Genomic DNA, 13,971 nt, shown 5'->3' on the forward strand with positions numbered 1-13,971 from the left:
GCTTAGGAATTCGCCCGTTGATGAAAGGTTTGAAGATCATGGTCGAAGCCCAGATCCCCGGCGTGGGTGATCCGCTCGATGGCCTGGCGGAGACCATGGACCGCGCCGCGGGTGCCATGATTGCTCAGGCAACCTTCGGCTTGTCGCCAGCCACGCTGGCCCAGGCCGTCTCCGACTGGATGCTGCACCTTGCAGCCTCGCCGGGCAAGCAGACGCAGCTCGCTGCCAAGGCGCTGCGCAAAATGACGCGACTGGGAGACTATGCCATGCGTAGCGCGACGGACGCGCAGGCGGCGCGCGCGATCGAGCCGCTGCCGCAGGATCGGCGCTTTGCCGACCCAGCTTGGGCGTCGGCGCCGTTCAACCTCGTCTCGCAGGCCTTTCTGCTCAACCAGCAATGGTGGCACGCGGCAACGACCGGGATCACGGGCGTTACCGCGCATCATGAGGAGATGGTGGCCTTCGCTGTCCGCCAGTGGCTCGATACGGTGGCGCCCACCAATTTCCTCGCCACGAACCCCGTCCTGCAGCAGCGTATCCTGGAGACCGGCGGACAGTGCCTGGCCGATGGCCTGCGAAATTGGATGACCGACGTCGAGGCGCTGATGCGCGGCCTGCCGCCGGCCGGTACGGAAGCGTTCCAAGTCGGCGAAACCCTCGCGACCGCCGAAGGCAAAGTCGTGTACCGGAACCGGCTAATGGAACTGATCCAATATGCGCCGACGACGGAGCAGGCCCGGCCCGAGCCGATCCTGATCGTGCCCGCCTGGATCATGAAATATTACATCCTCGACCTTTCGCCGGAGAACTCGCTGGTCCAGTGGCTCACCGCGCAGGGCTTCACCGTGTTCATGATCTCCTGGCATAATCCCGGCAGCACCGATCGCGACCTCGAGATGGCCGATTATCTGCAGCTTGGACCGATGGCCGCACTCGACGCCGTCGCCGCGATCACCGGCGGCGCTTCGGTCCATGCGGCGGGTTATTGCCTCGGCGGGACGCTGCTCGCGATCGCGGCGGCGGCCATGGCGCGCGATGGCGACGACCGGCTGGCCAGCCTCACGCTGCTCGCGGCCCAGACCGAGTTCTGCGAGCCTGGCGAATTGGGCCTGTTCATCGACGAAGGGCAGCTTAGCCTGCTCGAGAACATGATGTGGGGTCGAGGCTATCTCGACAGCGCCCAGATGGGCGGCGCGTTTCAGATGCTGCGCTCGAACGATCTGGTCTGGTCGCGCGTGCTCACCACTTATCTCATGGGCGAGCGCGAGCCGATGAACGACCTCATGGCCTGGAACGCGGACGGCACGCGGATGCCCTATGCCATGCACAGCCAGTATCTGCGCCGGCTGTTCCTCGAGGACGATCTCGCTGAAGGACGCTTCCAGGTCAATGGACGCCCGATCGCCCTGTCGGTGTTGCGCTGGCCGATGTTCGTGGTCGGCACGGAGCGCGATCATGTCGCGCCTTGGCGTTCGGTCTTCAAGATCCACCGGCTGACCGGGGCGCCGATCGACTTCGTGCTGACCAGCGGCGGCCATAATGCCGGGATCGTCTCGGAGCCGGGGCATCCAGGCCGGTCCTATCGTCTGCTTACTCGCGAGGCGGATGGGGCCGCGCTCGACCCCGACGCATGGCTGGATGCCGCGCCGCGTCACGAAGGCAGCTGGTGGACCGCCTGGGGCGATTGGCTCGCGAAATTGTCGGGCAACGCGGGCACCCCGCCGCCGATGGGCGCAACGGACAAGGGCTATGCGCCGCTCGCTGACGCACCCGGCCATTTTGTGCTGGAGCGCTGAGCGATGAATGACGAACCAATGATCGAGAACCGCACCTTCGACGAGATCGCGGTGGGTGATACGGCGAGCCTGGCGCGAACACTGCGCGAGGAGGACATCCAGCTCTTCGCGCTGGTCTCGGGCGACGTCAATCCGGCGCACGTCGATCCCGACTATGCCGCGACTGACCTGTTCCGCCGCGTGATTGCGCATGGCATGTGGGGTGGCGGGCTGATATCGGCGGTGCTCGGCACCGAACTTCCGGGTCCCGGCGCCATCTATCTCAGTCAGTCGCTCCGCTTCTCGCGTCCGGTCGGCCTTGGCGATACGATCACCGCCAGCGTCACGGTGGCCGAGAAGCAGACGGAACACAGCATCGTGATATTCGACTGCCGCTGCGTCAACCAGGACGGCGAGGAGGTGATCTCAGGCCGCGCGGAGGTCAAGGCGCCGAACGAGAAAGTGCGCCGCCCGCGCATTGCCCTGCCGGACGTCCATCTTGCCGAACGTCATGGTTATCGTCGATTGATGGAAAAAGTGGCCGGGCTCGCGCCGGTGCCGACCGCGGTCGCCCATCCGTGCAGCGCGGCGGCGATCGTGGCGGTCGCGGAGGCAGCCGAGCAGGGCCTGATCGCCCCCATCCTGGTCGGCCCGGTGGCGAAAATACGCATCGCGGCCGAGGAAGCCGGCAAGGACATCACGGCCTTTCCGATCGAGCCTGCTGGCCATAGCCATGACGCGGCAGCCCGAGCGGTCGCACTCGTACATGAGGGCAAGGCCAGACTGCTGATGAAGGGTTCGCTCCACACCGACGAACTGATGGGCGCTGTCGTCACGTCGGGCACGGGCCTGCGGACGGAGCGGCGGATCAGCCATGCCTATGTGATGGATGTGGCGGACCACCCGGGACCTCTCATCATCACCGATGCGGCGATCAACATCGCCCCGAGCTTGGAGGAGAAGGCGGATATCGTTCGCAACGCCATCGATCTCGCGCATGTGATCGGAATCGAGGAGCCGAAGGTCGCGATCCTCTCCGCGGTCGAGACGGTAAATCCGGCAATGGTCTCCACGCTCGACGCGGCGGCGCTCTGCAAGATGGCGGATCGCGGGCAGATCACCGGCGGACTGCTCGACGGGCCGCTCGCGTTCGACAATGCGATCAGCCCTGATGCGGCGCACGAGAAAGGCATCGTCTCGCCGGTCGCGGGACGGGCGGACATCCTCGTCGTACCCGATATCGAATCCGGCAACATGCTGGCCAAACAATTGACCTTTCTGGGTGATGCGGATGCCGCCGGTGTCGTTCTCGGCGCGCGCGTGCCGATCATCCTGACCAGCCGTGCCGACAGCCTGCGGACCCGGCTGGCTTCGTGCGCGGTCGCTGTGCTTATGGCCCATGCGGCGACAAAGGCCGCGCCGGGGATGGCGACGCGCGCATGAAGGCCGTCGTCAGTCTCAATTCCGGATCATCGAGCATCAAGTTCGCGCTCTATACGCTCGGCAATCCTGACAGCCTCACCTTGTCGGCGAGCGGCAAGATCGAAAAGATCGGTATTGCACCCGCTCTCCGCATCCGCTCCGCCGAGGGTGAAGTCCTGATAGACCGCGACTGGCCGGATGGGGCGTCGCTGACCCATGCCGATCTGCTCGAAGATCTGTTTGCATGGGCCACGGACCATCTTGGTGACCGGCAGGTCGTCGCGCTCGGCCACCGGGTCGTTCATGGCGGCACCCGCTTTGCCGCGCCGCAACGGGTCGACGCGGTCCTGCTCGACGCCCTGGAGGCGCTTTGCCCTCTCGCGCCGCTCCACCAGCCCCACAATCTCACCGCTATCCGCGCCATTGCCCGGATCAACCCCGATCTTCCCCAGGTCGCCTGCTTCGACACGGCCTTCCACCATGACAAGCCGATGGTCGCCTCCCGGCTCGCCATCCCCCGCTTCCTCCACGATCAGGGTATCCGCCGCTACGGCTTTCACGGTCTTTCTTATGAATATATCGCACGGCGTCTGGGCAAGATCGATCCGGCGCTCGCGCGCGGGCGTGTGATTGCCGCGCACCTCGGCAACGGCGCCAGCCTGTGCGCAATGCAGAGCGGGCGCAGCATCGACACGACGATGGGTTTCACCGCGCTCGACGGGCTCGTCATGGGTACGCGCTGCGGCAGCATCGATCCCGGCGTCGTGCTGCATCTCCAGTCACAGCTAAGCATGCCGGTGGCCGAGGTCGAGGACCTGCTTTACCGCAAATCCGGTCTTCTTGGCGTATCGAACATCTCGAGCGACATGCGCGCGCTGTCGGAGGATGGGAGCGTCGAGGCGGAGGAGGCGATCGATCTCTTCTGCTGGCGGGTGGCGCGCGAGGCCGGCGGGCTTATCTCATCACTCGGCGGACTGGATGCGTTCGTGTTCACCGCCGGCATCGGTGAAAATCACGCTGATGTGCGGCGGCGCATCTGTACCCGGTTGGCTTGGGCGGGTCTCGAGATCGACGACGACGCCAATGCGGACAACGCGCTTCGCATTTCGCGGGCCGGCGAAAGCCGCATCGACGTTCTCGTCATTCCGACCGACGAGGAGCGGATGATCGCGCTTCACACCCTGGCCCTTTTGGTAGCATTGCAATCATGACGTCACTTGTCGATCTTGACGGCAAACGCGGCCTGATTGTAGGCATCGCCAACGAGCACAGCATCGCGGCGGGTTGCGCAGAGGCGTTCACGCGGTCGCGCAGCGCCAATTTTCATCGTGATCAGGCACGATCTGCCAAGCGTCGCAGTTTGTGACCGTTTTCAACGTGCTGGCCGCACTATTATGCCGGGGGACGGGCGGTATCGCCGTTGCGAACTGCTCTGGGGTTGCGGCGCCTTATCCTCGCAAATTGCTGGTGCGATCATCGCTGCTAATATATTGTCGCCTGTGGGCGAAGGAGAAGTGATGAAGCCGACGATCATTGGATCCAACCCGGGCAGGAACTCCGTCGAACTTCAGCAGTCGGCGGCTTCTCCCATACCGCTTGAAACCGGCGCCATCATCCTTCGTCCCGAGCAGCTGCCCGAGGCGGAGAAGCAGCTCGCGCAGCTTGACTTCGCCACCATGCGTTCCGGCGATGTGATCCGTATCGGCCTCGAAGCCGAACAAGCGCTGCAAAGCACGCTCGACGGCTTTCTTCAGCGGCTCGACAAGAACAGTGCTGCGGCGGTGTTCGCGCTGTTCGGGCGGCTGGAGAAAGGGGTCGAGGACGCTGACCTGCCTGCCATCCTTGATAAAATGCAGAACGGCGAGAAGCCGGGCTTCCTCGGCCGCCTGCTCGGGCGGTTGCGCGGTAAGCGGCCAGACCAGCTGATCGACGAGATGTTGACCGCGATCGGCGACCTGATCGCGGGGCGGACCAAGACGCTTGCCGACGAGATGGCCCGACTGGAGGGTGAGCTCAGCAAGGAGATGCAGAAGCTGTTCGCCGAGCTCCAGAACCTCGACCAGCTGAAGAAAAGCTACGGCAACCACTTCGGCGAGTTCGCCGTCGCCGCCGGGGTGGCGCGCGCATTGCTCAACAAGGCGCAGGCCTATGTCGCAAATGAGGAGGCGGCGCTCGACCCGGCCGACCCTGTGGCACAGGCTCGGCTGACGGAGCTGAAGGACAAATTGCGCTTGCTCGAAAGCCGCGCGCTGGCGCTGGAGGGGAGCTACACCCGTCTTCCAGCCGACCAGCTGGTAATCCAGCAGATCGAGCAGGCCGGGGTCGCCACCCTGCAGGAAACTGCGACCACCGTCGCGTCGCGTTTCGCCTCCATCAAGATGACGCTGCTGTCGATCCACGGCGCGTTTGCGGTAAGAAGCGTGCAGCAAATCGCCGGCCGCCAAGCCAAGCTCGACCGCCAGTTGACCGAGCTGCGCGGCCGCGCGCTGAAGGACGTGGCGGTGACCGCGGCGATCGCACCCGGCGATAACCGGGTCGCGCAGGCCCAGCAGATCGAGACGATCATTGCTACCACCAAGGAAATTCACGGACTGGTCGAAGTTGCGCGCAAGACCACCGACGAGAAGTTCGAGATAGCCCGCCGCAAGTTCGCGGACGCGCGGCGGGAACTCGCCACGCTTGCTCCCAATTGAAACGAAGGACCTGATCAACAATGCTCACCCTGTCGCTCGAGAAGCCCGGCGTCGCGGTGCCTAAGCTGCAACTTTCGCTGAATAAGGGCGCGCGCTTTACCGCCAAGGTGGAATGGCGCTGCGACGCCGACCATGCGGACGACGTCGATGTCCACGCGCTGGAGGCGCGCAACGACGGCAATGGCGCCAAGGTGACCGAGCTGGTGAGTGTGCTCTCGACCTACAACACCACGCGAATGAACCCACAGGGTGGCGCGCTGGCGTCTAACACGGACGGCTCCTTCGCCACCCCGAGCGGTGGCTTGTCGCACAGCGGCGACCTTCGCGTGCAGAACAGCAGCGAATCAATCGTCATCGACGGATCGAAGTTGCCTGCGGGGGTCAATGAGATCCCTATTTTGGTAACGGTCCACGAGGCGGATCATGGCGGAGGGCATGAAGAGGGCGATGCCGATGAGGACGAGCCGGCGTTCGGCGACATCGACCTGTGCACGATCACGCTGACCGATGGCAGCGGACGCGAGCTCGGCGCGTACCAGCTGTCGTCCGAGTTCAAGGAGTTCAACGTGGTCCAGCTCGGCAGCCTCCTGCTTGGCCCTGAAGGCTGGGAATATGCCGCGGTGGGACGTGGCTTCAACGGGACATTTAACGACGTGCTCGCTCATTTCTCCTGAGCTGGTGACCGACGACTCGCCTTCCAACCGCGGGCCGGCCCGGCTGCGCCCGACGGTCATCGGCCCGATCGCGCCGGCCCAAAAGACTTTGCGCCGCTCCGCCGACCGCGCGCCGCCGTCCGTGTCCGAGCATGCGACCCGCCCCGTCGTAGCTCCCACCGCTATTCCCGGCGTCGAACGCAGGCGGATCGCCGTCACCGTCGCCGATATCGCCCGGCTGTCGCCCGGCGTCGCCCCCGCCGTCGCCGCCACCGCGGTGCGGCTCGTCGAGGGCTTCGTGGTCGAGGGTGCGCGCGACCGCACCATCACCTTGTGGGGCCACGGCGCGCAACAGGAGTACGCCGATCTTGTCGCACGGACGCTTGACCTGGCGCGGGCTGACGAACTGGGCCGGGTTCGGGCGTATGTGACGCGGATGATCGACTTGCTCGGTGCGATTGATCTGCCGGTGATCTGCGGCATCGGCCGGCCGGCCGGGGTGTTCGACCGGCTGTTTGGCGGAACGGGCCGGATCGATACACTCTGTGCGCTGGAAGACGCACGGGCCGAACTCGACCAGCTGGTGCGGCTGACGGCCGCCGCACTCGATCCCCTTCTGCGGCTGCGCGACCGGCTGAGCGAACAGGCGCGCCGGATTGAGGCCACCGGCGGCGACATCGAGGCGGCGGCGCTGGCGGCGGGGTTCCTGGCTGACCATCTCTCGATCACGCAGCCAGCGCTGTCGCAGCGGTTCCTGGAGCGCGCGATGAGCCTGACCCGCTCAGTCGTACAGCTTCGAGGCGACGATCCGCTCCGCGCCGCGCAGGCCGAGCAGCCGCTGCACCTGATCGCCGCGATCCAAGAAGCGGTGCTGGTGGCAATGCCCGCCTGGCTCTCCACCATAGCTGCATTGACCGCCACTGCGAGTGGGGCGCGCTCGCCCAACCCGACCGAGGCCGGCGAACTCCAACACCGCCTCCAAACTATTCTGCAGCAGCTCAAGACATGAAGGGCCCAAGACCATGACGCTCCAGCTCGACCTCCAGAAATCCGCCCGTACCCTGCGCGTGTCCCTCGAGAAGGCCGGTGTTGCCGCCGACGTCAAGGCCGAGCTGATCTTCGACATGGACGTATCGGGCTCGTTCGAGCACGAGCATGAGGAGGGCACCACCAGCCGGCTTATCGAGCGGCTGGTGCCCTTCGGCATGGAGCTTGATCCAGACGGGCGGATGGACGTCTTCACCTTCAGCGACGGGAAGCGTAGCGTGCAACACGTTGGTACAGTCGCGCCTGACGATTGCCGAGGGTATATTGTCCGCAACGTAGTAAAGCGCGTGCCTGGCTGGAACGGCGGCACAACTTACAGCTACGTGCTCGAACGGAATCTCCAGCACTTTGGTTGGCTGCCAGCTGAGGCGGGGGGTGGGTTCCTTAGTCGCTTCTTCGGGGTCGGCCAGGAGCCAGAATTTCGTACGAAGAAGCGTTCGATCGTCATCTTCGTAACCGATGGCGAGAACGACCCATCCGACCATGGCCGCACGATTCAAATCCTGGAGGAATCTGAACGGCGGGGCGATCAGGTTTATTTCCTGTTCGTCGGCGCATGCGAGCACGACGTCGATTTCGGCTTCCTGCGCCACATCGCCGCCCGCTTCCGTAACACGGGCGTTGTCATCATCCGCGATCTCGACGCCTTCGTCGAATTGTCCGACGAACAGCTCAACACTCAGCTGCTCGGCTCAGAACTGCTCGACTGGCTTAAATCCTAGGCGGTCATTTTACAATCAAATCACTTGGCAATTGATCGTAGCGTTATGACGTAGGATATTGCTGAGCCTCATCGGTCACGGCACGCTATTCTCCCGGGCGCGCGAAGATCGAACGGCCTACCGCATCACGCTGAGCAGATCATCGACGCTCGCCACCGCGAACGCGGAATATTCGTCGGCGACGGCGTAGGGCAGCAGCACACGCCGCCGGTGGAGCAGCGCGCCGCAGCTGTAGGTGACGTTCGGCACGTAGCCGCCATGCTCCTCGCCGCTCGGGAACAAAAGCGGAGAGGGTGTCCGCGCAAGCACCTTCGTAGGATCGTCCCGGTCGAGCAGGCAGGCGCCGATGCAGTAACCGCGGACCAGTCCCACGCCGTGGGTGAACACCAGCCACCCTTCGTCGATCTCGATCGGCGAGCCGCAATTGCCGATCTGGACGAACTCCCACGGGTAACGAGGCGCCATGATGGGCACGCCTTCTTCCCATCGCTCAAGCGTGTCAGATTGTAGAAGCCACAAGCTCTCACTATCCTGCCGTCCGAGCATTGTGTATCGCCCGTCGATGCGCCGCGGGAACAGCGCCATGCCTTTGTATCCCGCCATGGCGCCGACGAGTGGACGCATTTCATACGTGCGCACATCGATACCGCGCAAGAGCTCGGCGCGCGCCGTGCTGCCGTCGAAAGCTGTGTAGGTGCCGATTACGCTTTGCGCACCATCATGATCTGTAAAGCGGACCAATCGCAAATCTTCCACGCCCTGCCGCTGGCTGGGCAGGATGGGAAAGATGACCGTTTCCGAAATATCCTCGCTGTCATCGGACCGCAGTCGGACCCATCCCTGCTCCTGGCGCTCTATTCGGGGTGGCACGCCTTGGCCGCTCGCCGTATCGATGACGAGGCCGTCGCCACCGTCCCAGCTTCCGGAGCGGAAGGTGACCGACGAGACGTGACCCTCGCCAACCCCGCGCAACGAAAGAAGGAAGCGTATGCTGCCGTCGCCTGGGTCGCGATGGGGAATCTCGACGATGCTGGGGTTGAACAGCGCCGCGCTTTCGAAGGCGTATTCTTGGCTGAAATAGGCACCGACGAGCAGCCGATCGTCTTGGTCGACCACGTTGATCCCAAGCCCGCCTTTGACTTCCTCGAAGCGGTGCAGGAACACATTGTCGACGCGTCGATGACGCCTTTGCATCGCGCGGCGCAGCAACGCCAGCATCCGCCGCCGATAGGTAGGATCGAGCGCCATCAGCCGGGCCGCAACAGCTTGGCTCCTCGGCGGCCGGCCCGCTGCAAACGCCGCAGGATAGTCGAAACCGAAAGGGCGGATGACCGTCCGGGAGGGATCGGGCATCAGCTTAATGTCGAGCTTGGTAAAGACATCGGCTGCCTTGAGGGTGTCGGTCACTGCGTCATCCCGCGAGCTTTAGACGCAGCCGGACACGAGCGTACATCATGTCGGCTTCGCCTAGATAGGGCACTGTGATGCGAAGAGAAGTCAGCGCCATTTTCCCCGGTTGTAACTCCAGGCCGCAAAGCCCGCGCGATAGAGCGCGGCTGCTCGGAAGCTGAGGTAAAGCGCGAGACGGGGGTGGATCAAACCAAATCGCCGCGTCCGGCTTGAGGTAGCCATCATGGCCCGTGCGGCAAGCAGCCAAACGCCAGCCGGCAACAGCGCAACAACAACCGATGGTCGCTTTCTCATTCGAGTGCATCTTCCGAGTTCGTCATCTCGCTTGGCCGTCGACGTGCCGCCCGCTACTGCCGCGTGAAGTGACATTGATATCGAAATCAGCGGGAGAACCCCATGCGCGTTGTGGCCGCGCGAGTATATTGGGATGGCGTAGTCGCCCGGAAGCTCGCACCGGGCGCACTGGGTACCGGCGACCGAAATCGAACGGACGGTGCGTACATTGTCCGCATGGTCTGTCATGCTCGCGCTTCTGACATCGGCTACAGCGCTTTCCAGTGTGAATTTTCCCGGCATTGTAGGTGTGACGGCCAGGTTCGGCTAAGGCATTTTTCTTCTCGCCATGGGCAGCCTCTGCGCGGCGATCTGTCTGCGTCTGCGCCGACAACGCTGGGTGTAGCGTTTGAGAGAGCGGTCGGCGATCACACCTCTTCATTGTCCCCGCCACCGGCACCTTTAGGCCGCGCCGGCCGGACCGGTGGTGGCAGGTTGGCCGACAGGCGTAGCTTTGCGATCGTGATTTCCCTTTGGAGCCGGGCGTTGTCTGCCCGGATCGAACGGAAGGTGAAATGGCATAGAAAAGGGTGAACAGCGACAGTAGCGAACTCGCGATCAAACAGGCGCGCGGATACAGGCCCAGAGAACCCAGGACCATGATCGTGCCAGCGGCTGCCAGTCCCAACACCGTGACGATGATCGAGCGGCGTCGGAATGCGGCGCGGCGGGCCTGCGATCTCCTCTTTTCCTTCATGAGGCTTGATCCTCAATCTTCAAGTTATAACACGGCAGGTGTTTGCGGGCGCTACGGCAGGAGCACGGACGCGAGCGCCGCGCCGGCCATGACAATCGTTGCGAGGCAGCCAAGCACCAGAAGTGGACGCGAGGCTGTGAAATTGCCAAGCACCGATCGGCGATGGGCGATGGTCATCATCGTCGCCATGATCGGGACGGCGACAAAGCCGTTGATGACCGCGCTGTAGATAAGCGCATGCATCGGATCGATCGGTGACCAGCTGATCGCGAGCCCTACCAGTGTCGCAAGGCCGATGATGGTGTAGAAGCCCACCGCATGCCAGGGCTTTTCTTCGAGGCCGCATTTCCAGCCGCGGCTCTCACCTACGGCATAGGCGGCCGATCCCGCCAACACCGGAACCGCCAGCATGCCGGTGCCGATGATGCCGAGGGCGAAGAGCGCCAGGGCGAACTTGCCCGCGACCGGCTCGAGTGCCTTTGCGGCATCGGTCGCGGTCTGGATCGATGTCTGACCGGCGGCATTCAAGGTCGCCGCCGTGCCGATCATGATCGCGAGGGCCACCACAACCGAAATCGCCATGCCGGCGAAGGTGTCGATGCGGATGCGCTGAAACTCGCGCCGCGCCTGGCCGGGCGCCTCTTTCAAAGGTTTTGCATCAGGGTCCTGGGAGACTTGCTCGACCTCTTGCGCGGACTGCCAGAAGAACAGATAGGGACTGATCGTGGTCCCGAGGACGGCGACGATCATCGTCCAGGCACCGACGCCGGCCACCTTGGGCCAGACGAGGCCTACCAACACGGCGGACCAATCGATCTTTACCAGGAAGAGGACGGCAACATAGGCAAGCAGGCTCAGGGTCACCCATTTTAGCAAGGCAGCATAGCGCTTGTAAGGGACGAACAGCTGCAAGGTCAGTGAAACCAGTGCCAGGCCAACGGTCAGAATTTTGCCATCGAAGCCGACGATGAGCCCCGCCGCCTGACCCATAGCGGCGAGGTCGGCGCCGATATTGATCGTGTTGGCGATTAACAGCAGTGCCACGAGGCCCGCGACAAGCCATTTGGGCAAGGCGTTGCTCATATTCTTGGCAAGACCGCAACCGGTGACACGACCGATATGGGCGCTGATGAGCTGGATCGCGGTCATCAGCGGATAGACGAGCACCATGACCCAGAGGAGCTGGAAGCCGAAGCGAGCGCCGACCTGCGAGTAGGTGGCGATCCCGCTCGGGTCGTCGTCGGCCGCTCCGGTGACGAGCCCGGGGCCGAGCTGTTCAAACAGCGCTACCGATCGCAAGCGGCGATGGAACTTCTGCAGGGGTTTTGGGCGTGACCGCTGGAGGGCGTGCATCTGGACCGACTCAATCTTTCCGAGCTAGGTCGAAAATCGCCACCGTCGTGCTCGATCAAGCCAGTGGAAACTCAAGGAATCACTAAAACTACTGCGTGGGTTGCTTCATTTCGCCCATTGCGTCCACGGCATTCTTCCCGCCGTGCGCGACCGCATTGGTGTTGCAGTGCTGCATAGGATCAGCGCCCGCTGCGCCATGTACGGCTTTGTCGATATGTCGAATGGAATTGCATACGTCGAATAACTGCTAACTGAGCGCAGAGAGCCCCGAATAAACCGCGAACGGGCCGCCGCAATGGTGGCACCTTGGACGGTCTGGTGCATTCCACCAACTTTGGGCGCGCGCGAAGCGGCTAACCAACCCGGTCGACGGGAGATGAGCGCGCGGCTAGACAGAGGAAGGATGTGGCATGAAGCGACTGATTGCGTTCGATCTGGACGGCACGCTGGCGGAAAGCAAACAGCCTTTGTCCCAAGAGATGGGCGCCGCGCTATCGAGCCTTCTGGAGGTTGCGGATGTGGCGGTGATCTCGGGCGGTGACTGGCCGCAGTTCGACAAGCAAGTCGCATTGCGCCTGCCGGCCGACGCTAAGCGAGAGCGGCTCTGGCTGATGCCGACCACCGGCACCAAACTCTATCGGTTCGACGGGAGCGCGTGGCAAACGGTCTATGCGGACCTGTTCGAAAAGGAGGAGAAGGCAAAGATCCGCGCAGCTTTCGACCGGGCGCTGGCGGAGGCGGATCTGACCGATGAACGCATCTGGGGAGACCGGCTCGAAGACCGCGGCAGCCAGTTCACCTTTTCGGGGCTCGGGCAGCAAGCGCCGCTCGAAGCCAAGGAGGCATGGGATCCGGATCGCACCAAGCGGACGGCGCTTCAGGCCGTTCTCCGCGAAGCACTACCCGGTCTTTCGATCAACCTCGGCGGCACCACGTCGATCGACGTCACGCGCGCAGGCGTAGACAAGGGCTACGGTCTCAAGCGGTTGAGCGCGGAAAGCGGCGTCGGGCTGGATGAAATGCTGTTTCTGGGCGATGCGATCTATCCGGGCGGCAACGACTATCCGGCGGCCGAGATTGGTCTCGACACCGTAAGGGTTCGTGACGTCGCGGAGACGGTTTCGGTGATCACCGCGATCGTCGCTTGCCTGAAACGATGATCGCGCGGAGGGATTGTTGATGAAAGTAACCGTCACGGCAACGCTCGCTTGGAGAAAGCAGAATGTATGACGCGATCGTCGCGCTGATCTCCAACCTGGGCGGCCTTGGCGTATTTCTGCTCATGTTTGGGGAGAATCTTTTCCCGCCTGTCCCGTCCGAGGTCATCCTGCCGCTGGCCGGCTATACGGCAGCGCAGGGGCGCGGCTCGCTGCCGGTCGTGATCATGGCCGGCACGCTGGGGTCGGTCGCTGGTGCCACCCTCTGGTATTATGTGGGGCGCTGGATCGGGATCGAGCGGCTCAAGCGGTTTGCCGCGGATCATGGCCGCTGGCTGACGTTGACACCCGAAGAAATCGATCGGGTGGACAAATGGTTCGATCGCTATGGTCGCTGGGCGGTGCTGTTCGGCAGGCTGTTGCCGGGCATCCGCACGCTGATTTCGGTGCCGGCTGGTGTCACCGGCATGGCGCTGGGGCCATTTTTGGCCTGGACCACCATCGGATCGGCGGCGTGGACTGCCATGCTGGCCATCGCAGGCTATGAGTTGGGCGAGCGCTACGGCCAGATCGCCACGATTGTCGAGCCGGTCAGCAATGCCGTGCTGGCGTTGGCAGGAATCTGGTATCTTTGGCGCGTTGCGACCTTCGGTCGGAAGCATCGCTAAGTCGGACCGGCGTAATCAGGCATTGGGTGTGAGCAGGCCGG

11 protein-coding genes and 1 pseudogene are annotated in these 13,971 nt (G+C 63.7%); 10 read left to right on the forward strand and 2 right to left on the reverse strand.

Going from position 1 to position 13,971, the window contains the following annotated elements; all coding sequences use genetic code 11:
- The first annotated feature begins 20 nt into the window (after positions 1 to 20).
- The 8 genes and pseudogenes from JI59_RS22310 to JI59_RS22340 all read left to right on the forward strand — a co-directional run bounded on the left by JI59_RS22310 (position 21) and on the right by JI59_RS22340 (position 8,312).
- The gene (locus tag JI59_RS22310; protein WP_007015398.1) at positions 21 to 1,796 is read left to right on the forward strand and encodes a PHA/PHB synthase family protein; all 1,776 of its coding nucleotides are present in this window, start codon (positions 21 to 23) and stop codon (positions 1,794 to 1,796) included.
- A gap of 3 nt (positions 1,797 to 1,799) precedes the next feature.
- Entirely contained in the window at positions 1,800 to 3,218 is a 1,419-nt protein-coding gene (locus JI59_RS22315; protein ID WP_007015397.1) for a bifunctional enoyl-CoA hydratase/phosphate acetyltransferase, read from the forward strand.
- Entirely contained in the window at positions 3,215 to 4,408 is a 1,194-nt protein-coding gene (locus tag JI59_RS22320) for an acetate/propionate family kinase (protein ID WP_007015396.1), read from the forward strand. The genes JI59_RS22315 and JI59_RS22320 overlap by 4 nt, the downstream gene beginning before the upstream one ends.
- Positions 4,405 to 4,503: pseudogene (locus JI59_RS27820) on the forward strand (enoyl-ACP reductase FabI); the annotation flags it as partial. The gene JI59_RS22320 and the pseudogene JI59_RS27820, both read left to right, overlap by 4 nt.
- Positions 4,504 to 4,714: 211 nt before the next feature.
- Positions 4,715 to 5,890, forward strand: coding sequence for a hypothetical protein (locus JI59_RS22325; protein ID WP_039858488.1), 1,176 nt, complete (start codon positions 4,715 to 4,717; stop codon positions 5,888 to 5,890).
- Positions 5,891 to 5,910: 20 nt separating this feature from the next.
- Positions 5,911 to 6,564, forward strand: coding sequence for a TerD family protein (locus JI59_RS22330; RefSeq protein ID WP_007015393.1), 654 nt, complete (start codon positions 5,911 to 5,913; stop codon positions 6,562 to 6,564).
- A 4-nt stretch (positions 6,565 to 6,568) separates the two neighbouring features.
- Positions 6,569 to 7,552 (forward strand): hypothetical protein, encoded by a 984-nt coding sequence (locus tag JI59_RS22335; protein ID WP_052118041.1) that lies wholly within the window; start codon positions 6,569 to 6,571, stop codon positions 7,550 to 7,552.
- 13 nt (positions 7,553 to 7,565) lie between these two features.
- Positions 7,566 to 8,312, forward strand: coding sequence for a VWA domain-containing protein (locus tag JI59_RS22340; RefSeq protein ID WP_041565047.1), 747 nt, complete (start codon positions 7,566 to 7,568; stop codon positions 8,310 to 8,312).
- A gap of 117 nt (positions 8,313 to 8,429) precedes the next feature.
- Here JI59_RS22340 and JI59_RS22345 read toward each other — a convergent pair whose 3' ends face one another.
- A complete protein-coding gene (locus JI59_RS22345; protein ID WP_046194156.1) occupies positions 8,430 to 9,665 on the reverse strand; it encodes a glycoside hydrolase family 130 protein in 1,236 nt (411 codons plus the stop codon).
- A gap of 1,138 nt (positions 9,666 to 10,803) precedes the next feature.
- Positions 10,804 to 12,105, reverse strand: a complete 1,302-nt coding sequence (locus JI59_RS22350) for an NRAMP family divalent metal transporter (protein ID WP_039858469.1) — start codon at positions 12,103 to 12,105, stop codon at positions 10,804 to 10,806.
- Positions 12,106 to 12,515: 410 nt separating this feature from the next.
- Here JI59_RS22350 and JI59_RS22355 point away from each other — a divergent pair, with 410 nt between their 5' ends.
- Both JI59_RS22355 and JI59_RS22360 read left to right on the forward strand, forming a co-directional pair.
- Positions 12,516 to 13,265, forward strand: a complete 750-nt coding sequence (locus JI59_RS22355) for an HAD-IIB family hydrolase (protein ID WP_007015386.1) — start codon at positions 12,516 to 12,518, stop codon at positions 13,263 to 13,265.
- A gap of 62 nt (positions 13,266 to 13,327) precedes the next feature.
- Positions 13,328 to 13,930: a DedA family protein gene (locus tag JI59_RS22360; RefSeq protein ID WP_007015385.1), complete on the forward strand. Its 603-nt coding sequence runs from the start codon at positions 13,328 to 13,330 to the stop codon at positions 13,928 to 13,930.
- Positions 13,931 to 13,971: the final 41 nt, after the last annotated feature.

It is taken from the genome of Novosphingobium pentaromativorans US6-1, assembly GCF_000767465.1.
Classification (GTDB): Bacteria; Pseudomonadota; Alphaproteobacteria; order Sphingomonadales; family Sphingomonadaceae; genus Novosphingobium; species Novosphingobium pentaromativorans.